Source organism: Nocardia rhizosphaerae (assembly GCF_042650365.1).
Classification (GTDB): Bacteria; Actinomycetota; Actinomycetes; order Mycobacteriales; family Mycobacteriaceae; genus Nocardia; species Nocardia rhizosphaerae.
Genome location: NZ_JBHSBA010000001.1, coordinates 134609 through 156437, shown reverse-complemented (window position 1 = coordinate 156437; position 21829 = coordinate 134609). Strand labels below are relative to the sequence as shown.

At 70.3% G+C, this 21829-nt stretch carries 21 protein-coding genes; 7 read left to right on the top strand and 14 right to left on the bottom strand.

The window, feature by feature from the left end; translation table 11 throughout:
• The first annotated feature begins 47 nt into the window (after positions 1-47).
• Together ACFOW8_RS00800 and ACFOW8_RS00795 are read left to right on the top strand one after the other, a co-directional pair.
• Complete coding sequence (locus ACFOW8_RS00800) at positions 48-848, top strand: aldose epimerase family protein (RefSeq protein WP_378543786.1); 801 nt, start codon at positions 48-50, stop codon at positions 846-848.
• Between the two features lie 144 nt (positions 849-992).
• On the top strand, positions 993-1907 hold the full coding sequence (locus tag ACFOW8_RS00795) for a DUF4184 family protein (protein WP_378543783.1): 915 nt from the start codon (positions 993-995) through the stop codon (positions 1905-1907).
• 103 nt (positions 1908-2010) lie between these two features.
• On the opposite strand, the gene ACFOW8_RS00790 is transcribed toward ACFOW8_RS00795, so the two are convergent.
• From ACFOW8_RS00790 to ACFOW8_RS00735, 12 genes are all read right to left on the bottom strand, one after another.
• Positions 2011-2526 (bottom strand): arginine repressor, encoded by a 516-nt coding sequence (locus ACFOW8_RS00790; protein WP_378543780.1) that lies wholly within the window; start codon positions 2524-2526, stop codon positions 2011-2013.
• A gap of 34 nt (positions 2527-2560) precedes the next feature.
• Positions 2561-3493, bottom strand: a complete 933-nt coding sequence (argF, locus tag ACFOW8_RS00785; RefSeq protein WP_378543777.1) for an ornithine carbamoyltransferase — start codon at positions 3491-3493, stop codon at positions 2561-2563.
• Positions 3490-4692 (bottom strand): acetylornithine transaminase, encoded by a 1203-nt coding sequence (locus ACFOW8_RS00780; RefSeq protein WP_378543774.1) that lies wholly within the window; start codon positions 4690-4692, stop codon positions 3490-3492. The genes argF and ACFOW8_RS00780 overlap by 4 nt, the downstream gene beginning before the upstream one ends.
• Complete coding sequence (gene argB / locus ACFOW8_RS00775) at positions 4689-5576, bottom strand: acetylglutamate kinase (RefSeq protein WP_378543771.1); 888 nt, start codon at positions 5574-5576, stop codon at positions 4689-4691. Before argB ends, ACFOW8_RS00780 begins: the two co-directional genes overlap by 4 nt.
• On the bottom strand, positions 5573-6778 hold the full coding sequence (gene argJ / locus ACFOW8_RS00770; RefSeq protein WP_378543888.1) for a bifunctional glutamate N-acetyltransferase/amino-acid acetyltransferase ArgJ: 1206 nt from the start codon (positions 6776-6778) through the stop codon (positions 5573-5575). Before argJ ends, argB begins: the two co-directional genes overlap by 4 nt.
• Positions 6779-6795: 17 nt before the next feature.
• On the bottom strand, positions 6796-7854 hold the full coding sequence (gene argC, locus ACFOW8_RS00765; RefSeq protein WP_378543768.1) for an N-acetyl-gamma-glutamyl-phosphate reductase: 1059 nt from the start codon (positions 7852-7854) through the stop codon (positions 6796-6798).
• A 27-nt stretch (positions 7855-7881) separates the two neighbouring features.
• Positions 7882-9108: a cation:proton antiporter gene (locus tag ACFOW8_RS00760; protein WP_378543765.1), complete on the bottom strand. Its 1227-nt coding sequence runs from the start codon at positions 9106-9108 to the stop codon at positions 7882-7884.
• A 172-nt stretch (positions 9109-9280) separates the two neighbouring features.
• On the bottom strand, positions 9281-9772 hold the full coding sequence (locus ACFOW8_RS00755) for a pyridoxamine 5'-phosphate oxidase family protein (RefSeq protein WP_378543762.1): 492 nt from the start codon (positions 9770-9772) through the stop codon (positions 9281-9283).
• 262 nt (positions 9773-10034) lie between these two features.
• Entirely contained in the window at positions 10035-11489 is a 1455-nt protein-coding gene (locus tag ACFOW8_RS00750; RefSeq protein ID WP_378543759.1) for a GntP family permease, read from the bottom strand.
• A 10-nt stretch (positions 11490-11499) separates the two neighbouring features.
• The gene (locus tag ACFOW8_RS00745) at positions 11500-12138 is read right to left on the bottom strand and encodes a bifunctional 4-hydroxy-2-oxoglutarate aldolase/2-dehydro-3-deoxy-phosphogluconate aldolase (RefSeq protein WP_378543756.1); all 639 of its coding nucleotides are present in this window, start codon (positions 12136-12138) and stop codon (positions 11500-11502) included.
• Positions 12135-13748, bottom strand: coding sequence for an N-acyl-D-amino-acid deacylase family protein (locus ACFOW8_RS00740; protein WP_378543753.1), 1614 nt, complete (start codon positions 13746-13748; stop codon positions 12135-12137). The genes ACFOW8_RS00745 and ACFOW8_RS00740 overlap by 4 nt, the downstream gene beginning before the upstream one ends.
• 9 nt (positions 13749-13757) lie before the next feature.
• Complete coding sequence (locus ACFOW8_RS00735) at positions 13758-15092, bottom strand: amino acid deaminase (protein WP_378543750.1); 1335 nt, start codon at positions 15090-15092, stop codon at positions 13758-13760.
• 92 nt (positions 15093-15184) lie between these two features.
• Here ACFOW8_RS00735 and ACFOW8_RS00730 point away from each other — a divergent pair, with 92 nt between their 5' ends.
• From ACFOW8_RS00730 to ACFOW8_RS00715, 4 genes are all read left to right on the top strand, one after another.
• Positions 15185-16228: a sugar kinase gene (locus ACFOW8_RS00730; protein ID WP_378543747.1), complete on the top strand. Its 1044-nt coding sequence runs from the start codon at positions 15185-15187 to the stop codon at positions 16226-16228.
• Positions 16225-16995, top strand: a complete 771-nt coding sequence (locus ACFOW8_RS00725; protein ID WP_378543744.1) for an IclR family transcriptional regulator — start codon at positions 16225-16227, stop codon at positions 16993-16995. The genes ACFOW8_RS00730 and ACFOW8_RS00725 overlap by 4 nt, the downstream gene beginning before the upstream one ends.
• Positions 16996-16999: 4 nt before the next feature.
• Positions 17000-17407 (top strand): RidA family protein, encoded by a 408-nt coding sequence (locus tag ACFOW8_RS00720; RefSeq protein WP_378543741.1) that lies wholly within the window; start codon positions 17000-17002, stop codon positions 17405-17407.
• A gap of 101 nt (positions 17408-17508) precedes the next feature.
• Entirely contained in the window at positions 17509-17682 is a 174-nt protein-coding gene (locus ACFOW8_RS00715; protein WP_378543738.1) for a hypothetical protein, read from the top strand.
• On the opposite strand, the gene ppc is transcribed toward ACFOW8_RS00715, so the two are convergent.
• Both ppc and ACFOW8_RS00705 read right to left on the bottom strand, forming a co-directional pair.
• Entirely contained in the window at positions 17679-20450 is a 2772-nt protein-coding gene (gene ppc / locus ACFOW8_RS00710) for a phosphoenolpyruvate carboxylase (RefSeq protein WP_378543735.1), read from the bottom strand. The two genes, ACFOW8_RS00715 and ppc, sit on opposite strands and share 4 nt — an antisense overlap.
• Before the next feature lie 58 nt (positions 20451-20508).
• Entirely contained in the window at positions 20509-21066 is a 558-nt protein-coding gene (locus tag ACFOW8_RS00705) for a sugar O-acetyltransferase (RefSeq protein WP_378543732.1), read from the bottom strand.
• Positions 21067-21143: 77 nt separating this feature from the next.
• Between ACFOW8_RS00705 and ACFOW8_RS00700 the strand changes: the two genes are divergently transcribed.
• The gene (locus ACFOW8_RS00700; protein WP_378543729.1) at positions 21144-21773 is read left to right on the top strand and encodes a TetR/AcrR family transcriptional regulator; all 630 of its coding nucleotides are present in this window, start codon (positions 21144-21146) and stop codon (positions 21771-21773) included.
• Positions 21774-21829 lie beyond the last annotated feature (56 nt).

Genomic DNA, 21829 nt, shown 5'->3' with positions numbered 1-21829 from the left:
CGGCGTGGTGCCCGCCACCACCTGGTGGGCGCCATTAGCCTCGGCCTATGGCCGATGACGTGCGACTGAGCGCAGGCACCGCCGAACTCACGATCGCGCCCGGCGACGGCGCGGCACTGCACAGCCTCACGATCGACGGCACCGAACTGCTCCGGCAAGACCCGGGGACCGGCTGTTTCGTCATGGCGCCGTGGGCGGGCCGACTCGGCTACGGACGGTTGACCGTCGGCGATCGCACCTATCATCTGCCGATCGACAACCCGCCGCACAGCATCCACGGCACCGCCCGCGACGGCGCTTGGGAGGTGCTCAGCGCCTCGGCCACCGAAGCGACCCTGCGGCACCGGCTGGCCGACCCGTGGCCGTTCGCGGGCACGGTCACGCAGACCTGCGCGCTCACCGGCGACGGCCTCACGCTGACCATGCGTATCACCACCGACCACGACCCGTTTCCGGCCCAGGGCGGCTGGCATCCGTGGTTCCTGCGTGACATCCCGCCCGCCACCGGCCCGCTGGAACTCGAGATCCACCCGGCATGGCAGTACGAGCGCGGCCCCGACTATCTGCCGACGGGCCGGCACATCCCTCCGACTCCGCCGCCGTGGGACGACTGCTTCGGGATGCCCGGCGGGGTCGAGGCGCGACTCACCTGGCCGGGCTTCCTCGTGCTCACCATCACGAGCCCGGTCACCGATGTCGTGGTCTGGACGCTGCCCGAGGAGTCGCTGTCGGTGGAAGCCCAATCCGGGCCGCCCAACGGGCTGAACACGGCCCCGCGGATGGTGACCCCGGACGCGCCGCTGGACGTGCGGGTCGACTGGAGCTGGCAACACACGCGCGAGCGCTGAGCCACCGACATACCCTCGGCGACGGCGGTCCCTGATCCGTCTTCAACGCCCCGATCAGGTCGGCTTCGCCTGTCACGGGTGTCGGCACGACATCTCCACTCGAGCAGCACAGGCGCCACACACCGCCCTCCTACCGTGAACCCGGTGCCGTTCACCCTCGCCCATCCGGTCGCGGTGCTGCCGTTCGCCCGGCTGCTGCCACTGCCCGCGCTCATCGCCGGATCGATCGCGCCCGATGCCGTCTACTATCTGCCGATCCCGTTCGACGGTTCGCTCACCCATTCGGCGACAGGGGTATTCGGGCCGGATGTCCTGGTCGGTCTGGCCCTGCTGCTGGCAGGCCGGATCTCCGTAGCACCGGCCAGGGGACTGTTCGCGAGCCGGCTGTCGCTGCCGAGGCAGGCGATATCCGGCGGTCCGGTGCTGCTCGCCGGATCGATCGTCCTCGCCGTGGTTCTCGGCGCCGCGACCCATGTGGCGTGGGACTCCTGCACTCAGGCAACCGGTTTCGCCGTCCGGCACTGGCCGCTGCTGCGCACCCGGGTACACGGACCACACCTGACCTACAACATCCTGGGATATCTGTCGTCGGTCCTCGGCACCGCGACGCTCGGCTACGTCCTGTTCCGACGCAGGCACCGGCAGCTTCCGACGCTGCCCGCCACCGTGCGCCGCCCGATCCGGTTGGCCCTGCTCGTCGCCCTCGTCCTCGGGGCGGGCGCGGCCATCGACGATCCGGCGGCCCGGACCAGCACCTACGATCTGATCCGCCACACCGCTGTCGGTGGTGCCCGTGCCGCCGCGGCGGCCTGGCTGACCTACCTGGTCGTCTGGTACTGCGTGCTCCGGCACGGTCTCGGTCTCGGTCTCACCGAGCAATGCGGGCCGGGCAGCAGGTTTCTCAGCCCCGGACTCGACGAATCCCTGCTGCGAAATCGTCGAGAGCGGCGAGTACTTCATCGGCTTGCCAGACTCGGTTGCGGGCACGCTTCGAAACCTCGCGCAGCACTCCGGATTCCACCAGACGATCGATGGCCCGCTGCGCGGCGACTCCGCTGATGCCGCAGGACTCCGCGACGTATCCGCTGTTCACCACCGGTTGCGCGATGAGGCGATCGATCAGCTTCCAGGCAGCAGAGTCGGTGGCGCAACCCTGACCTGCTCAGGCCAGGCGTTCGATTTCCGCGGCGAGTTCGGCGCCGGTGAGGGGTTCGCGGGCGATCACCGCGATGGTGTCGTCGCCGGCGATGGTGCCGACGATGAACGGGAGAGCGGCGCGGTCGAGGGCGCTGGCCAGGAAGTGGGCGGCGCCGGGTGGGGTGCGCAGGACGGCGAGGTTGCCGCTGGCATCGGTGGACACCAGCAGGTCGCCGAGGAGTTTGGAGAGGCGACCGGTGCCGCCGGTGACACCGCGGACGGGGCTGCCGTCCTCGGGCACCACGTAGACGCCCGCGCCACCGTCGGCGGCGCGCAGCTTCACCGCGCCGAGTTCGTCGAGGTCGCGCGACAGGGTGGCCTGGGTGGTCTCGATGCCCTCGGCGGCCAGCAGTGCCGCGAGTTCGGTCTGGCTGCGAACCGAATGCGCCGACAGCAGTTCGACGATGCGGGATTGGCGGCCGGCGCGGGTGCGGGCGATGGCGGGCGAGCCCTTGCCGTTGTCGGTATCGGGCACGCTCATCGCCGGGCCTCCGCGCCGGCCCCGGTTCGCGGTCTCATGCGGCGGCTTTCGCGAGCAGCCACACCAGCAGCGCCTTCTGGGCATGCAGCCGGTTCTCGGCCTCATCCCAGACCACGCTGTGCGGGCCGTCGAGCACCTCGTCGGTGATCTCCTCGCCGCGATGGGCCGGAAGGCAGTGCATCACAATGGCTTCCGGGTCGGCGGCGGCGAGCAGCTCCTGGTTGACCTGGAACGGGCGGAACGGACCGACCCGGTCGAGCCCGTCGTTCTCCTGTCCCATCGAGGTCCAGGTGTCGGTGACGAGCACATCGGCCCCGCGCGCGCCCGCCACCGGATCGTCGATGACCGCGACACTCGCCCCGGTCTCGGCGGCACGCTTGGCGGCGGCCTCCAGGATCCACGGCAGCGGCTCGAAACCCGCAGGCGCGGCGATCGTGATGTTCATGCCCGCGGTCACGCCGCCGAGCAACAGCGAATGCGCCATGTTGTTGGCACCGTCACCGAAGTAGGTGAGCCGCAGGCCCGCGAGCGACCCCTTGCGTTCGGCGATCGTCTGCAGGTCGGCGAGCACCTGGCACGGGTGGAACTCGTTGGACAGCGCGTTCACCACCGGAACGGTCGCGGTGACCGCCATCTCGTCCAGCCGGGACTGCTCGAAGGTGCGCCAGACGATGGCATCGACGTAGCGGGACAGCACGCTGCCGGTGTCGCCGAGGGTTTCCTCGCGGCCGAGCTGGGTGTCGCGGCCGTCGACGACCACGGCGTGCCCGCCGAGCTGGGCGATGCCCAGTTCGAAGGAGAACCGGGTGCGGGTGGAGTTCTTCTCGAAGATCACCCCGACCCCGCGCGGGCCGTCCAGCGGCCGGTGCGCGAACGGGTCGGCCTTCAATTCGGCGGCGATGGCGAGGATTTCGGCCTGTTCGGCCTGGGTCACATCATCGTCACGCAAGAAGTGGCGCAGGGTCACTTACTCACTCCCTTCGCATCGGCCGCAGCCTTGTCGAGAATCCCGGGCAGGTCGGCGACGAAGTTGTCGGCCTGGGTTTCGGTGAGTACCAGCGGCGGCGCCAGCCGGATCACATTCGGCTTGGCGGGATTGACCAGGTAGCCCGCCTCCCGCGCCCGTTCGTCGACGAACGCGGAGATGTCGTCGCGCAACACGATGCCGATGAGCAGGCCCGCACCGCGCACGTGCTCGATCTCGGGGTGCTCGAGCAGCGCGATGCCGTCGCTGAGTTTCTTGCCGACCCATTCCACATGGGAGAGCAGATCTTCGGCGTCGATCGTGCGCAACACCGCCAGTGCCGCGGCGGCGCAGACCGGGTTGCCGCCGAAGGTGGTGCCGTGCAGGCCGGGGGTGAGCAGCTCGGCGGCCCGGCCCTGAGCCAGCACCGCGCCGATCGGCAGCCCACCGCCGAGCCCCTTGGCCAGGGTGATCGCGTCGGGCACGATGCCCGCCGCCTGATGCGCGAAAAACGTTCCGGTACGGCCGATTCCGGTCTGGACTTCGTCGAGGATGAGCAGCGCGCCCGCGCGCGAGGTGATCTCGCGGGCCCGGGCCAGGTAGTCGAACGGCGGGACGACCACACCGCTCTCCCCCAGCATCGGCTCGAGGAACACCGCGGCGGTGTCGGTATCGACGGCGGCCTCCAGCGCGGCGGCGTCACCGAAGGGCACGTGCACGACACCGGGCGGCATCGGCTCGAACGGCGCCCGCTTCGAGGGCTGACCGGTGAGCGCGAGCGCGCCCATGGTGCGGCCGTGGAAGGCCTCCTCGGCGGCCACGATCTTGGTCCGGCCGGTGAGCCGGGCGATCTTGAACGCGGCCTCGTTGGCCTCGGTGCCGGAATTGCAGAAGAACGCCTTGCCCTCCCCGTCTCCGAAGTGGGCGAGCAGCTTCTCGGCCAGCTCGATCACCGGTTCGCTGGCGTAGATGTTGGACACGTGTCCGAGGGTGCCCAGTTGCTGGGTGACGGCCTCGAGAATCGCCGGGTGGGCGTGGCCGAGGCTGTTCACCGCGATGCCGCCGAGGAAGTCGACATAGCGTTTGCCGTCGGCGTCGTAGACCACCGCGCCCGCGCCGCGCACCAGCGCGACCTTCGGGGTGCTGTAGTTGTTCATCATCGCGGCCGACCACCGCTGCTGCAGCTTCTCTACTTCATTCATGCGGTCACCATCGTTCCGATTCCTTCGCCGGTGAACAACTCCAGGAGCACCGAATGCGGCACCCTGCCGTCGATCACATGAGCACTCGGCACACCGGCCTGCACCGCGCGCAGACACGCTTCCATCTTGGGCACCATGCCCGCATCCAGGCGCGGCAGCAACTCCGTCAGCGCGGCCGCGTCGATCTCGCTGGTCAGCGAGGAGCGGTCGGGCCAGTCGGTGTAGAGGCCCTCCACATCGGTGAGCACGACCAGTTTCTCGGCGCCGATCCCCTCGGCCAGCGCGGCGGCGGCGGTGTCGGCGTTGATGTTGTGCACCACGCCGTCGGCGTCGGGGGCGATGGTGGAGACCACCGGGATGCGGCCCGCGTCGATCAGGTCGAGCACCGCGCCCGGATTGACCTCGGTGACGTCACCGACCAGCCCGATATCGGTGGCGACACCGTCGACGGTGACGGTGCGGCGGGTGGCGGTGAACAGGTGCGCGTCCTCACCGGAGATGCCGACCGCGTACGGGCCGTGCGCGTTGATCAGGCCGACGAGTTCCCGGCCGACCTGCCCGAACAGCACCATCCGCACCACGTCCATCACCTCGGGGGTGGTGACACGGAAACCGCCGCGGAACTCGCCCGCCATGCCCAGCTTCGTCAGCATGGCGGTGATCTGCGGGCCGCCGCCGTGCACGACCACCGGATGCACCCCGACGGTGCGCAGGAACGCCATGTCGGCGGCGAAGGCGGCCTTGAGCTCGTCGTCGATCATGGCGTTGCCGCCGTATTTCACGACGACGACCTTGTCCCGGAACTTCTGCAACCACGGCAGCGCGTCGGCCAGCACGTGCGCTTTGTCCAGCGCGGACAGGGTGTGCAGTACGCCGCCGGTCATGAGCTGTACGCCGAGTTCTCTTCGACGTAGCCGTGCGACAGGTCGGTGGTGCGCACCATGGCGCTGCCCTCGCCGACATGCAGCTCGATCAGGACATCGATGTCGGCGCCGGACAGGTCGACCTCGCGGGCGCCGGGCGCGCCGACACTGTCGACACACACCGGATTGCCGTTGAACGACACCGCGATCCGGTTCGGGTCCAGTGTCACCGGCGCGATGCCGACCGCGGCGAGCACACGGCCCCAGTTCGGATCGGACCCGAACAGTGCCGTTTTCACCAGGCTGTCGCGGGCGACGGCGCGAGCCGCGACGAGCGCCTCGTCTTCGGAGGCGGCCCCGCTGACGGTGACAGTGACGCGCTTGGTGACGCCCTCGGCATCGGCCATCAGCTGGGCGGCCAGGTCGTCGCACACGGTGAACACCGCGTCGTCGAGGTCGGCTTGGGTGGGGGCGATCCCGCTGGCGCCGTTGGCCAGCAGCAGCACGGTGTCGTTGGTGGAGCAGGAGCCGTCGACGTCGAGCCGGTCGAAGGTGTATTTCGTGGCCTTGCGCAGCGCCTCGTCGAGCTGCTGCGGCGTGGCGACGGCGTCGGTGGTGAGCACGACCAGCATGGTGGCCAGCGACGGCGCGAGCATGCCCGCGCCCTTGGCCATGCCGCCGACGTTCCACTTGTCCGCGTGGTGGAAGGCCGATTCCTTCGGCACGGTGTCGGTGGTCATGATGGCGTGCGCTGCGTCGGCGCCACCGGACATGCCGCCGCCCATCTCGTGCACGATCTCGGTGACGGCGGGGATCAGCTTGTCCATGGGGAGCCGGTCACCGATCAGGCCGGTCGAGCAGACCGCGATCTCGCCGGCGCCGGTCTCGGTGCCCCAGTTGCTCAGCGCCTTCGCGAGCTCCTCCGCGGTCCGGTGGGTGTCCTGGAAACCGCCGGGGCCGGTGCAGGCGTTGGCGCCGCCGGAGTTCAGGATCACCGCGCGCAGCCGGCCGGACTTCAGCACCTGCTGTGACCACAGCACCGGCGCCGCCTTGACCTGGTTGCTGGTGAACACCCCGGCCGCGGCGTATTCGGGGCCTTCGTTGAGGACGAGGGCGAGGTCGGGCTTGCCGCTGGCTTTGATGCCGGCCGCGATGCCTGCGGCGCGGAACCCGAGCGGAGCGGTGACGCCCTGGGTGTGGATCAGATTTCCGTGGTCCGTCAGGTGCGGATCATGGGTCGTCACGGTGCCACTCCTACGGTGGAAAGTCCGGCGGTCTCGTCGAAGCCGACGGCCAGGTTCATCGATTGCACCGCGGCGCCCGCGGTGCCCTTGGCGAGATTGTCGATCGCGCCGATCACCACCAGCTGACCCGCGTCGGCGTCGACGGTGACCTGCAGGGTGATGGCGTTGGAACCGAGCACCGAACCCGTCTGCGGCAGCATTCCTTCGGGCAGCAGGTGCACGAAAGGTTCGGCGCTGTAGGCCTTCTCGTAGACAGCGCGAGCTTGCGCGGCGTCGACCTTCACCGGGGCGGTGCAGGTGGCCAGGATGCCCCGCGGCATCGGCGCGAGCACCGGGGTGAACGACACCGAGACATCCACGCCGCCCGCGGCTTTCAGGTTCTGCGCGATCTCGGGAGTGTGCCGGTGGGCCCCGGCGACACTGTAGGCGCGCACACTGCCCATCACCTCGGAGCCGAGCAGCCCGACATCGAGTTTGCGGCCCGCGCCCGAGGTCCCGCTCACCGCGACGATGTTGACGGCCGGCTCGATGATCCCCGCGGCGAGCGCGGGCGCGAGGGCGACGCTGGCGACAGTCGGGTAACAGCCGGGCACGGCGATGCGCCTGGCCCCGGCGAGCCGTTCCCGCGCCCCCGGCAGTTCGGGCAGACCGTACGGCCAGCTGCCCGCGTGCGCGCTGCCGTAGTACTTCTCCCAGGCCGCGGCATCGGTGAGCCGGAAGTCGGCACCGCAGTCGATGATGACGGTCTGCTCGGGCAGGGCCCGCGCGATGGCGCCGGACTGGCCGTGCGGCAGGCCGAGGAACACGATGTCGTGCCCGGCCAGCACCTCGGGGGTGGTTTCCTGCAGGATCCGGTCGGCCAGCGGCAGCAGGTGCGGCTGGAGCGCGCCGAGCGTGGTGCCGGCATTGGCTCCAGCGGTCAGCGCCCCGATCTCGAGGCGCCCGGCTCGGTACTCGGGATGGGCAAGCAGTAGTCGCAGCACCTCGCCACCGGCGTAACCACTCGCACCGGCAACCGCCACCCGCAGCGCGGGTCCTCCCGACGTATCAACCATGTGATGATTATGCACGACTATGCAAGCTCATTCATGGGCAGGTGAGGTCGAGACCGGCGTCCCTCGCCCGATCAGCCGCGCCACCAGCGGAAACACCAGGACGGTCGTGGCCCCCGCGGCGACCAGGACCGAGGCGGTGTCCTCGGTCATCAGCTCCGTCGACACCGCCACCTGGGTGACGGCGACGATGATCGGCAGGCCGGTGGCCGCGAACAGGGCGAGCTGGGCCCGTTCACGCGGGGTCTCGAGATTGCGGCCATGCGGGACGAACCGTTCGCTCAGCCACACCGGCAGGCCGCGGGCCAGGGCGATCGCGGCCACGAACGACACCCACAGCAGCGGCTGCCCCGCCACCGCCGCCATGTCGATGCCCATGCCCGAGACCACGAAGAACACGGGTATCAACAGGCCGAAGCCGATGGTCTCGAGCTGTTCGTCGACCCGGGGATGGCCGACGGCGATGAGCCTGCGCAGCACCATGCCCGCGGCGAACGCACCGAGCACCACGTCCAGATCGAACTGTTCGGCCACCACCATGAGCACGAGCAGCAGCAGGATCGACCCGCGCACCGGCAGCTGGGAGGTACCGCCGTCCATCCTGGCCAGCGCGGCACCGAGATCGGGGATCCGGTCGAAGAGGTGCACCGGGAGCAGCCCCACCAGCAGCGCGGCCACCGCGAACAGCACGAGCACTGCCAGGGCGGCACCCACGTTGTGGCTGCTCAACAGCACCGACATGGCCACGATCGGGCCGAGTTCACCGACCGCGCCGTGCGCGAGGACGGCCCGGCCGAGCGGAGTGTCGAGCAGCCCGGCCTGTTTGACGATCGGCAACAGGGTGCCAAGCGCCGTGGAGGTCATCGCGATCGCGACGGCGATGTGATTGGTGGTCGCCTCCCCACTGGCCACCACGGCGACCAGCCCGAACGCGAAGACCAGCCCGGCCAGCCACACCAGCCACGCCACCCGCCCGGAGCGCCCGCCCAGCAGCTTCGGATCCAGCTCGTATCCCGCGAGCAGGAACAGCATCCCGAGCCCGAGCTCGGAGATGAGGTCGACACCCCCACCCTCGCCCGCCCAGCCAAGCGCGAACGGCCCGAGCACCGCACCAGCCACCAGCAGGATCACCACATCCGGCACATACCCGCGCAGCGCGCGCGAGAGCAACGGCGCCACGACCGCCACCAGGGCGATCCAGAACAGCGACACGATCGGCGACGGACCGTCCACGGCGGCGGAAGCTAGCGGCTCCATCGCGTCATCGTGGCACAGCGAGTCGCCCGATCGGGGTCACCGCGCTGGCCGGGCGGGCCGGGTCGGCACCCTGCGTGGCCACACCGACCACGCTGCGCCCACACCAACCGCTCGAACGGTCCATTTCCCGACCGAAACGCACGATAGTGATCGCCCAGCGCGGCCCGACCACTCACTCCTTACGCACCACCCATTCCCCCGCACCCGGCTTCCACACCGTGATGTTCAGATGGTCGCCCTCGACCTCCACCGTCGACGCGCCGGTGAGCTCGGCGACGTAGAAGTGGTCGAACTTCTCGCCCCGGATGTCCATGCCGCTCTCGTCGAACAGCATCTGGGCAAAGCGGGCGTGCACGGCTGCGTCGTGCAGGTCGCTGACGCGGCCGAACAGTTTCGCGTCGCCGTCGGAGACGTTGGTGTCGACCGTGGCGGTGTGCAGGCAGAAGCGGGGGTCGCGGGCGAGGTCGTCGAACTTGCGGGTCTTCGGCATCCCGACCAGGACCAGCATGTTCTCGAACACCATCGGTTCGATCGGGCTGATCCGGGGCGAACCGTCGGCGCGCACGGTGCCGAGCATGCACAGATTGCCGGTGGCCTGATGCCTGCGGAGGAACAGCGCGGAGATGGTCGGCGCCTCCTCGGTGAACTGGCTCCATGTGGTCATACTCGTACGGTACGACCGAACCCTGCCGTCTTACGCCAGGTTCGACGGCCGACCTCGGACAGATACGGGCGAGCAGGCTGGTGCGGTGGCCGCTGCGATGGCGACTGGCCACCGTCGCCACCGCCCAGCCGAGATGCCCGCGGCGCTGCTCAACGATCCGGTCGCGGTCCACAGGCGCAGCAGACCCTCGGGCACGGCGCGGACACCGATATCGATCCCCTCGCCGCCGTGGGACGACTCGTCGCCGCGCTGACCGCCGACCTCAGCTGACGAGCGCGAACAGCGCCGCCGCGACCACGAAACTCACCACCGACAGTACGGTTTCGAGCACCGTCCAGGTCTGCAGGGTCTGCTTCACCGTCATGTTGAAGTACTTGGCGATGATCCAGAACCCACCGTCGTTGACGTGGCTGAGAATGATCGAGCCCGCCGCGATGGCCATGGCGATCAGCGCGATCGACATCTGCGAGTAGTCGTGTCCCGCGACCAGCGGCGCGACGATACCGCCGGTGGTGACGATGGCGACCGTCGCCGAGCCCTGGGCGATCCGCAGGCCACAGCTGATCAGGTAGGCGAGCACGATCACCGGTAGCCCGGCCGCGGACATGGTGTCGGCGAGCGCGGTGCCGATCCCGGTGGCGGAGATGACCTTGCCGAAGAAGGCGCCGGCGCCCACCACCAGCAGCACCATGCCGACCGGCTTGAGTGATTCGGCGGTGATGGCGCTCAGCTCCTGCACCGTCGACCCGCGCCGGATGCCGAGCAGATAGAACGCCACCAGCACGGTGATGAGCAGCGCCACGGCGGGGGTGCCGAAGAAAGTGAGGACGGCGAGCACCGCCGAGCCCTCGTCCAGCAGCTGATAGCCGAAGGTGGCGCCGAGGATCAGAACCAGCGGGATGGCGATGATCGCGCCGATCATCGCGACCGACGGCGGCGACTTGGTGAGCACGGCGGTGCCGCCGGCACTCTCGGCGCCGGCGGCGCCCGCGACGTCACCGTGGGTGCCGTCGGGCTCGAGCGGCACGAACTCGGCGGGCACCGGCACCTGCACCCGCTTGCCGATCCAGGTGCCCCACACCAGGCCGGCCGCGACGAAACCCGGTATGCCGCAGACGAATCCCATGACGATCAGCCAGCCGAGACTCACGCCGAGCAACCCGCCCAGTGCCACCGGACCTGGGTGCGGCGGCAGGAACGCGTGCGTCATCGACAGACCGGCGAGCATGGGCATCGCATAGAGCACCAGCGACCGGCCGCCGCGCTTGGCCGCCACGTAGACCAGCGGCGCGAGCACGAAGATGCCGATGTCGAAGAACACCGGGATGCCGAAGATGAGGCCGAGCAAGCCCATCGCGACCGGAGCGCCCTTCTCGCCGAAGGTCTTCAGCAGTTTGTCGGTGAGCACGTCGGCGCCGCCGGAGCGCTCGAGAATCGCGCCGAGCACGGTACCGAGACCGATGATCACCGCGATGTGGCCGAGAATGCCGCCGAAGCCGGTTTCCAGCAGTGACTCACCGGCTTTCAGCGGGGTGCCGACGATCTCGGAAACCGGTAGCCCGGCGGCCAGCGCCAGCAGCAGACCGGTCAGCAGGAGCGCGACGAACGGCTCCAGCTTGATCTTGATGATGGCGATGAGTAGCACGGCGATCGCGAGACCGCACAGCACAAGCAACCCGGGGGTGGTGGTGCGCAACCAGTCGATTGTGGCGCCCATGGTGTACCTCTCAATCAAGCGAATGGACGAAGCGTTCGGCATTGGCGCCGATCCGGGACCAACGCGAACTCACGACGTCGGCGGGGGCGACCACATCGGTGCCCGCGGTGACGGCGACCGCGCCCGCCCGCAGGTAGTCGCGGGCGTTGCCGGCATTGACACCGCCGGAGGGAATCAGGTGCACGTGTGGGAACGGCCCGTGCAGATCCTGCAGATAGGCCGGACCGAGCGCGCGGGCCGGGAAGATCTTCACCGCCGCGGCGCCGAGCTCGACCGCGGTGAGCACCTCCGACGGGGTGAAGGCCCCCATGACGACCGGAACCTGGTGTGCCACCGCGACTTCGGCCACCTCGGTGCGCAGTGCGGGCGTCACCAGGAACCGGGCGCCCGCGTCGACGGCGGCCTCGGCCTGTGCGCGGGTGGTGACCGTCCCGACGCCGACGATCGCCGCCGACGCCGAGGCCCTGCGGACCGCGTCGAGCACGCCGAGGGTGGTGAAGGTGAGTTCGACCGCGCGGATCCCCGCTCCGGCGAGGGTTTCGGCGAGCGCGACCGGGTCGGGGATCTCGGGCGCGCGGACCACGGTGAGCGCGCGGTCGGCCCTGATCACGGCCATGGCCTCGGACGAGGAGCTGAGCAGCGGGTTCATCGGGTCTCCTTTCGCGTGGCGTCCATGCGCAGGGCCCGTCCGGCGCGCACACCGGTCGCGCTGCCGTCCGCCAGCGCGAACGCGCCGTTGACCAGCACGTGCTGGATGCCACGCGCCTGTCGGCACGGTTGTTCGAAGGTCGCGGTGTCATGGATCGCGGCCGGGTCGAAGACGACGAGGTCGGCGGCGTAGCCGGGCCGGATCAGGCCACGATCGGCCAGCCGCAGCCGGGCCGCCGGGCGACCGGTCAGGTGGTGCACACAGTCCTCCAGCTCGAGCACGCCGAGCTCGCGGACATACCGGGACAGGTAGCGCGGGAAGGTGCCCCACGCCCGCGGATGCGGACGCGCGCCGACCAGCAGGCCGTCGCTGCCGCCCATATGGCCAGGGTCGACCATGATCGCGCGCACGTTCTCCTCGTGGCCAACGTGCTGCAGGATGGTGGTCGCGAGCTGGTCGCGACGCAGCAGCTCGAAGAACACCTCGACCGGTGGCCTGCCCTCGTCGGCGGCGATCTCGGCGACGGTGCGCCCGACACAGCCCGACAGCTCCTCGGTCGCCACACCACTGATCTGGATGGTCTCCCATTCGACGGTGACACCGTGACAGCCGTCGGAGCCGTTGACGTTCACGTCGGCCACGATCGCGGCCCGTGCGGCCGGGTCGTCGAGTCTGGCCAGCGCGGCATCGGGGCCGCCGGACATGGCCCAGCTCGGCAGCAGCGCCGACAGGGTCGTCGACCCGGGCAGATAGGGATAGGTGTCGAGGGTGATGTCGGCGCCCTCGGTCCGTGCTCGCGCGACCATGTCGAGGAATTCCGGTGCGCGACCGCGGTTCACGCCGAAGTTCATGGTGGCGTGGGTGAGGTGCAGGGCGCAGCCGGTGGACTCGGCCAGACCGATCATCTCGGCGTAGGCCGCCAGCGCGCCCGCCCCGTAGGAGCGGGTGTGCGGGGCGTAGAAGCCGCCGTAGCGGGCGACGACGGCGCACAGCGCGGCGAGTTCACCGGTATCGGCGTACATGCCGGGCGTATAGGTGAGCCCGCTGGACATGCCGACCCCGCCCTCGTCGAGGCTGCGCGCCAGCAGCGCGCACATCCGATCGATCTCGGCCGGTGTGGCCGCGCGCTGCTCGCTGCCGACCACGAGCAGGCGCAGCGTGCCCTGCGGTACCAGGTAGGCGGCGTTCGGGGTGATGCCCTGGTCGAGCCGGTCCAGGTACTCCCCGACGGTGCGCCAGGAGAAGTCGAAATCGGCGGGATTGCCGTTCCAGCCCGCGATCTGCTTGCGCACCACCGCGAGTGCGGCGTCGTCGATCGGGGCGTAGGACAGGCCGTCCTGGCCGATCACCTCGGTGGTGACGCCCTGGGTGATCTTCGGGACGTGGTCCGGGTGGGTGAGCAGGTAGAGGTCGGAATGCGCGTGCATATCGATGAATCCGGGCGCGAGCACCGCACCCGGCGCGGTCTCGACGACGCGCGCGGGCGCGGTGATCGAGCCGGGCGCACCCGTCGCGGCGATCCGGCCGTCGCGGATCAGCAGATCGCCGCGACGGCGCGGCGCGCCGGTGCCGTCGACGATGTCGATGTCGCGGAAGAGCAAGTCCGTCATGATCATCCGTCAGAAGAAGGTGCGGATCAGGTCGACCACGCGGGGCGCTGCGGCCTCGGCGCTGTCGAGTACGGGGATGCACCGCCACTTGTCGAAGGCGGTGCACGGATGCGACAGTCCGAGCCGCACGATGGTGCCGACGGGAAGATCGGTGGCCGCGGCGCCGGGCAGCCGCAGGAAGGTGTGCTGATCGTTGAGCGCGCTCACCTCGGCGCCCGCGGGCAGCGTGGCGCCGATCGCCAGCTGCGCGGTCGGCAGGCCTTCGTCGAAGGGGAAGTCGCGCTTGCCGCCGTCGAGCAGGGCCAATTCCGGTTCGGGCCGGGAGACGACCCGCGCCCAGCCGTGCATGGCCGCGCGCAGCCCCGGCCGCACCGCAGGTTCGGTGAGCGGGGAGATGCCGGCGTAGAACCCGTCGTCGTGCACGAGGTAGGCGCCGCTGCGCAGCACGACCGTGGTGTCGGCGCCTGCGAGTGCGGCGAGCTCCGCGACGACCAGTTCGGGGTAGGCGCTGCCACCCGCGGTGACGACGGCGGGCCCTGGGTAGGCGCCCGCGGCCGCGAGTTCGGTGTGCAGGGCGGCGAGTTCGCCGAGGTAACCGCGCACCGCGGCCAGCCCGGCGGCGCTGCGGTCGTGCGCGAGCGCGCCTTCGTAGCCGCCGACCCCGGCCAGGACCACCCGCTCACCCGCGCCGACGGCGGCCGCGACCGCGTGCGCCTCGGCGCGGGTCCTGGCGCCGGTGCGTCCGTGCGCGCCACCGAGTTCGACCAGCACCCGCACCGGTGGCGCGGCCGGGGTGTCGCGCAGGATCTTGTCCATCAGTTCCACGGTGGCCACGCTGTCGGCCCAGCAGTAGAGCTCGAAGCCGGTGTCGCGCGCGGATTCCGCTGCGGCCCAGTTCAATCCGGCCGGATCGACCAGCGTGTTGGCCAACAGGATCCGGCCGACCCCGAACGATCGCGCCACCTGCGCCTGCCAGCCGGTGGCCAAGGTGATCGCCCACGCGCCCGCGTCGAGCTGTTCGCGCCACAGCTGCGGCGCCATGGTGGTCTTGCCGTGCGGTGCCAGCGCGACTCCGGCGTCGGCGGTCCAGCGCGCCATCAGCGCCAGGTTGGTGTCGAGCCGTTCCCGATCGAGGGTCAGCAGCGGGGTCTGCCACTGCGCGAGTTCGGTTGCGCCCGCGAGATATTCGCGCGCGGAGCGCCCCCAGGCGCCGGGCGGCACGCTCTTGTCCCTCGGCCCGAGCGACTCGTCGGCGAGCGCGTCTACGACGGCGTTGTCGATAGTCACAGCTGTCCTTCCGTGGACCGGGGTAGGTTCACCCGATCTACCATTCCGATTTTGCATTGCACTATTTGCAACAATGGTTGCACTGAGTGTTTCTGCTCGTTATTGTGCATCCAAGGAGCAGTGATGGCAAGCACGAAAGGGCGGAAAAGGTGACACAGGCAACATCCGCGGCGCCGAGGGCGGTCACCGTCGGCGAGGGTATGGCCGTGCTCGTCGCCCAGCCGGGCCCGCTCGAGCAGTCGGCACGGTTCGAGCGCGGCGTGGGCGGTGCCGAGGCGAATGTGGCCATGGTGCTCAGCCAGCTCGGCGTCTCGGCCTCCTGGCTGTCGCGGGTCGGCGACGACGGTTTCGGCCGCTATCTGCTCACCCAGCTCGCCGCCGCAGGGGTCGATGTCGGCGCGGTCGCGATCGATCCGGCCCGGCCCACCGGGGTCTACGTGAAGGAGCGCGGTGCGGGCTCGGACGCGCCGCACGACCTACCCGCGCATTCCAGCCGGATGCACTACTACCGCAGCGGCTCGGCGGCCAGCGCGCTGTCGCCCGCCGACCTCGCTCCCCGGCTCGCCGCCCGCCTGCTCGATCGCGCCGATCTGGTGCACTTCTCCGGAATCACAGTGGCCCTTTCTGCCTCGGCCAACGATCTCACCCGCACGCTCACCGGCCTCCCACGGCGGGGACGTCTGGTCAGCTTCGACCTGAACTACCGTCCGGCACTGTGGGCTTCGCGCGCCGAATCCGCCGCCGACGAGCTCGCCGCGCATGTCCGCGGCGCGGATGTGGTGCTGCTGGGCGCCGACGAGGCCGAGGAGATGTTCGGCACCGGCGACCCGGCCGCCCTACGCGCGCTGTTCCCCGAACCTGCCCAGCTGATCGTCAAGAACGATCAGCACACCGTGATCGGTTTCGACCACGACACCGCGGTCGAGGTGCCCGCGTTGAGCCTGGACATCACCGAGCGGATCGGCGCCGGTGACGCGTTCGCCGGCGGCTACCTGGCGGCGCTGCTGCACGGCGCCGACCCACGCACTCGCCTGCGCTACGGCCACCTGTGCGCGGCGGCGGCCCTCACCGCCACCGGCGATGCGGCGAAACTACCTCCGGGACAAGCCCTTCGAAGATTGGCGGCGCTACCCGAGGTGGACTGGGCCGGGCTCGACTACCCCCACGCACCGGATGGGACGATCTGGCCATGAGTCAAAGCGTGTCGCGCGCCCTGTCCATTCTCATCGCCCTCGGCGAGAACTCGCAGTCCCTCGACGAGCTCGCTGCCCGGCTCGGCGTGCACAAATCGACGGTGCTGCGCCTGCTGCAGACCATGCAGGCCGACCGGTTCGTCGTGCACGACGCCGCGCACCGGTACTCGCTGGGCACCCGGATGTTCGAATTGGCCAGTCGCGCACTGGAGAACCGCGATGTCCGCACGGTCGCGCGCCCGCATCTGCGCGCGCTCGGCGCGGCCACCGGCCAGACTGTGCACCTGGCCGCCTACGAATCCGGCGACGCCGTCTACATCGACAAGGTCGACGCCGAACAGGCGGTGCGGATGTACTCACGCATCGGCCGCCCCGCCCCGCTGCACTGCACCGCGGTCGGCAAGGTGCTCGTCGCCGCGCTGCCCCGAGCCGAATGGCCCTCGGTGGCAGCGCGATTGGACTACCACCCGTTCACGAACCGGACCCTGCGCACTCCCGAGCAGTATCTGGCGGAACTGGCGCTGGTCGCCGCGCAGGGGTTCGCCGAGGACCACGAGGAGCACGAGAGTTTCGTCAACTGCGTCGGAGTGCCGGTGCGCGACGGGATCGGCGCGGTGGTCGCCGCCGTCTCGATCTCGGTCCCCGACGTGCTGCTCGATCACGATCAGGTCCTGGCCCTGCTGCCCCAGCTGCGGGCCACCGCCGAGGCCATCTCCACCGAACTCGGCTGGACACCCCACCGAGATCCCACCCCGAGGAAAGGCTGACCCCATGTCCGACAAGATCGCCGTGCGCACCACCGACGCTCCAGCCCCGGCCCACACCTTCTCCCAGGGCGTGCGCAAGGGACCGTTCGTCCAGGTCTCCGGGCAGGGCCCGGTCGACCCGGCGACCAACGAGTACCTGCACCCCGGCGATGTCGCCGCCCAGACCACCCGCACCCTGATGAACGTGCGCGCGATCGTCGAGGCCGCGGGCGCCACCTTCGACGATGTGGTGATGCTGCGCGTCTACCTCACCGATCGGGCGGATTTCGCGGTCATGAACGAAGCGTATGGCGAGTTCGTCACCGAGCACACCACCAACGGCGTCCTGCCCTCCCGAACGACCGTCTTCACCGGCCTGCCCCGTGCGGAGATGCTGGTGGAGATCGACGCGGTAGCGATCGTCGCCGGCTGAGACGTTTCCGGCGATGTCGCGGACAGCGGCCGCCGCCCCGTGTTCTGATGGGGCGGCCCCGCCGCGGGGCTGTTCGACCCGCTCTACCCGAGGATCAGCCTATGTTCGCCAAGACCGCACGGCCGCTCGCCGTCGCCGCCATCGCCCTGTCCGTCACCGCACTCGGAGCCGGTCCCGCCGCCGCGGCCGCCACCACCGCGGCGCCGGTCGTCGGTTCGGTGTCCATCTGCGCTGGTATCCCGGTCGGCCCGTTCACCATCAGCGTCTGCCTCTAGCCCGAGTTGCGCAACGCGGTGGCGAGGCCGTTCATGGTCAGCAGGATGCCCCGTTTCACCAGCTCGGAATCGTCACCGCCGCGCAGCCTGCGCAGCAGGTCCACCTGGAGCTGATTCAGCGGCTCCAGGTAGGGGAACCGGTTGTGGATCGACTCCGCCAGCGACGGGTTGTCACTGAGCAGTTCGGTGTCGCCGGTGACCGCGAGGTACATCCGGATCGTGCGGGCGTGCTCGTCGCGGATCATGCCGAAGATGGTGGTCCGCAGCTGTTCGTCGGCCACCAGTCCGGCGTAGCGGGCGGCGATGTCGAGATCGCTCTTGGCCATCACCTGGGCCAGGTTCGACAGCACCGTGCGGAAGAACGGCCAGCGCCGGTACAGCTCGGTGAGCTGCGCCAGCCGCCGCGGATCACCGGCCACCCAGTCCTCGAGCGCGGTCCCGGTGCCGTACCAGCCGGGCAGCATGACCCGCGCCTGGCTCCACGCCATCACCCACGGGATGGCGCGCAGATCCGCGACCGAGCTGGTGGGTTTGCGGGAGGCGGGCCTGCTGCCGATATTGAGATCGCCCACCTCGGCGACCGGGGTCGACTGGCGGAAGTACTCGACGAAACCCGGTGTGTCGTGGACCAGCCGCGCGTAGGCGGCGCGGGCGCGAGCGGCCAGCTCGTCGAGGATCTCGTAGGCCGGCTCGGCGTCGGTGCCGAGGCCCTCCACGTCCAGCAGCGTCGACTCCAGCGTCCCCGCGAGCAGTGACTCCAGATTGCGGTGTGCCGCACCCTGTTCGGAGTACTTCGCCGCGATCACCTCGCCCTGTTCGGTGAGCCGCAGCGAACCGCGCACCGCGCCGGCGGGCTGGGCCAGGATGGCGTCGTAGCTGCGGCCACCGCCACGCCCGACGGTGCCGCCGCGACCGTGGAACAGCCGCAGCCGGATACCCGTCTTGCGCGCGAGGTCGACCAGATCGAGTTCGGCGCGATACAGCGCCCAGTTCGCGGCGAGATACCCACCGTCCTTGTTCGAATCGGAGTAGCCGAGCATCACCTCCTGCCGCATGCCCGCGGCGGCGACCAGATCGCGATAGACCCCCACCTCCAGCGCGGCGCCGAGAGTCGCCGCGCCCGCGCCGAGATCGGCGATGGTCTCGAACAGCGGCACGATGCCGACCGGGCTGTGCGGCGTCGCCTCGGCCGACCCCGGATCGAGAATGCCCGCCTCCTTCAGCAGCAGGGCGGCCTCGAGCATGTCGCTGACCGAGGTGCACATGCTGATGATGTAGTTCGGGATGGCGGCGGCGCCGAAGGTGTCGATCGCCTGCTTCGCGGCGCGCAGCACCCCGAGTTCCTTGGTGGCGAGCTCGCTCAGCCGGGCGTTCGGGCCGAGCAGCGGTCTGCGGGTGCGCAACTCGTTCGCCAGCAGCTCGACCCGGTCGGCCTCGGGCAGGCCGAGGTAGTCGGCGTGCGCCCCGGACCAGGCCAGCAGTTCGGCAACCACCTGCTCGTGCACCTCGGAGTTCTGCCGCAGGTCAAGGCCCTGCAGGTGGAATCCGAAGGTCTCGATGGCGTGGCGAAGGGCGGCGAGCCGGTCGTCGGCGAGCAGCGCGTCACCACTGGCGCGCATCGAGGCGTCGATCGCGTCGAGATCGTCCAGCACCGCCTGCGGCGTCGGATAGGGTGCCGCGCCGGTGTCGAGGCCGTGCTCGGGCAGCTCGCCGAGCGCGCGGGCCGCGGTGGCGCTGAGCCTGGCCCGGATCGCGTGCAGCGCACGACGATACGGTTCGTCGGCGAACACCGCCGGATCGGGATAGCCCGCCGCGGCCAGCGCGGCCACCGCGGGACTCACCTGGACCAGCCGGGCCGACTGCGACAGCGATTTCTCCAGCTCCACCAGCTCGTCGAGATACCGGGCGAAGGCGTAGGCCGCGGCCTGGCCGGTGGCGGTGAGCACCACGTCCGCGGTGACGAACGGGTTGCCGTCCCGATCACCGCCGATCCACGACCCGGGTCGCAGGATCGGGCGCGGCAGCAGATCCGCCTCGGGCCAGCGGGCCCGCAGCGCGGACCGCACCTGCGCGTTGATCGCCGGGATGACGTCGTAGAGAGTCAGGTCGTAGTACCGCAGACCCACCGCGATCTCGTCCTGGATCCGCAAGCGCGCCAACCGGATCAGCGCCGTCCGCCACAGCGTGAGCACCTCGCGGCGGATCCGCAGTTCGGTGTCGTCGAGAGCGGGATCGCCCGGCTCCAGCCTGCGCCGCACCCGCATCAGCTCGGTGATCTTGGCCTGGGTGTCGAAGACGGTGCGGCGGCGGGTCTCGGTGGGGTGCGCGGTGATCACCGGCGAGACCAGCGCGTCGGTGAGCAGCTCGCCGACCGTCGCGCCGTCGAGGGCGGCGGCGTCGAGTTTGGCGTAGGTGGCGGCCAGCGACGAGTCCTGCGGCGGCTCGCCCGCCGAGACGTGCGCGGCGCGGCGGCGGTCGCGCTGGATGTCCTCGGCCAGATTGGCCAGCAGCACGAAATAGCTGAACGCCCGGATCAGCGGGATGGCGACCTCGGTGGGTGTGCCGTCGAGCATGTCGGCGACGGCGCTGCGTTCCACCTCCTCGCGGCGCACCCGGAAGGCCTCGGTGCGCACCCGCTCGATCAGGTCGAAGACCTCGGGGCCTTCGTGATCGCGGATGGTGTCGCCCAGGATGCCGCCGAGGAACCGGATGTCCTCGCGCAGCGGCCGGGTCGCTTCCTGCTCCTGCACGGTTCGCGATTCGCCCATGAGAAGACAGTATTGCCGCCGGTGCCGGTGCGCGACCCGGCGACGCGCCCCGGCCGGACTACAGCGCGCGGACAACCCGCGCCGGATTGCCGGCGGCGAACACCCGGTCCGGCAGATCACGGGTGAGGACACTGCCCGCACCGACCACCACGTCGTCGCCGACCGTGACGCCGGGGCACACGATCACCCCGCCGCCGAACCACGCGTTGTTCCCGATCCGGATCGGCGCGGCCGATTCCCACCGCTGCCGCCGCCGCTCGTGGTCGTCCATCGGGTGCAGGGCCGTGAGCAGCTGGCAACGCGGGCCGATCGAGCAGTCGTCGCCGATCACGATGGGCGCGCAGTCGAGCAGGATCGCGTCGTAGTTGAGGAAGCTGTTGGCGCCGATCTCGATCAGGTAGCCGTAGTCGCACTGGAAGCGCGGCATGATCCACGATCCCGCGCCCACCTTGCCGAGGAGTTCGCCCAGCAGTGCGCTGCGGTGCGCGGTCTGCTCCGGGCCGGTGCGGTTGAACTCGTCGCACAACCGTTGCGCCCGTTGCCGTTCCGCCACGAGTTCGGGATCGTTGTCGCGGTACAGCTCCCCCGCCAGCATCCGCTGCTTCTGTTCGCCCACCTCGGCGAGTGTAGCCACGGGACGCGCCGGGTGTCTGGGCCAGTCGCCGCCGCGGGCGGCTCAGTAGGGTCGAGGACGTGGCAGCAGCACGCACCCGACACAACTACACCGGCACCTCGGTGGCCGAGCGGCAGGTCGAGCGCAGGGCGCTGTTCCTCGAGGCCGGGCTCACCGTCTTCGCGGAGAAGACCTATGCCAACAGTTCGCTGACCGAGGTGTGCGCGGCGGCGGGACTCTCGCGCAGGCAGTTCTACGAGCAGTTCGCCGGGCGCGAGGAGCTGCTCGTCGCGGTGTACGACGCGGTGCAGGGCAAGGCACGCGCCGCGGTCGCCGCGGCGCTGGCGGCGGCCGGGTCCGACGATGTGCGCACGCTCATCGACGCCGCGGTCCGCGCGTACACCACCGCGATCACCGACGACATCCGGTGCGCCAAGGTCGCTTTCGTCGACATCGTCGGGGTGAGCCCGGAGATCGAGGAACATCGCGCACGGGTGCGCGACGAGTGGGGCGAGGTGGTCGCCGCGATCGCCGCAGGCCGTGCCGGGGTGCGGGTCCCGCCCGGTGGCTGGCGGGTCGCCATGGCGGCCTTCATCGGCGCGGTGAACGGTGCCGTGCACCAGTGGAGCCTGGACGATCCGCGCCCGCCGGTCGACGAGCTGGTCGATGTCTTCACCACCCTGCTCAACGCACTGACCACCGCGAGCTGATTGCGACCTGCGCCACATTCGTGCCATAGTAGCCGCCATTGAGACGAAGACGTCTC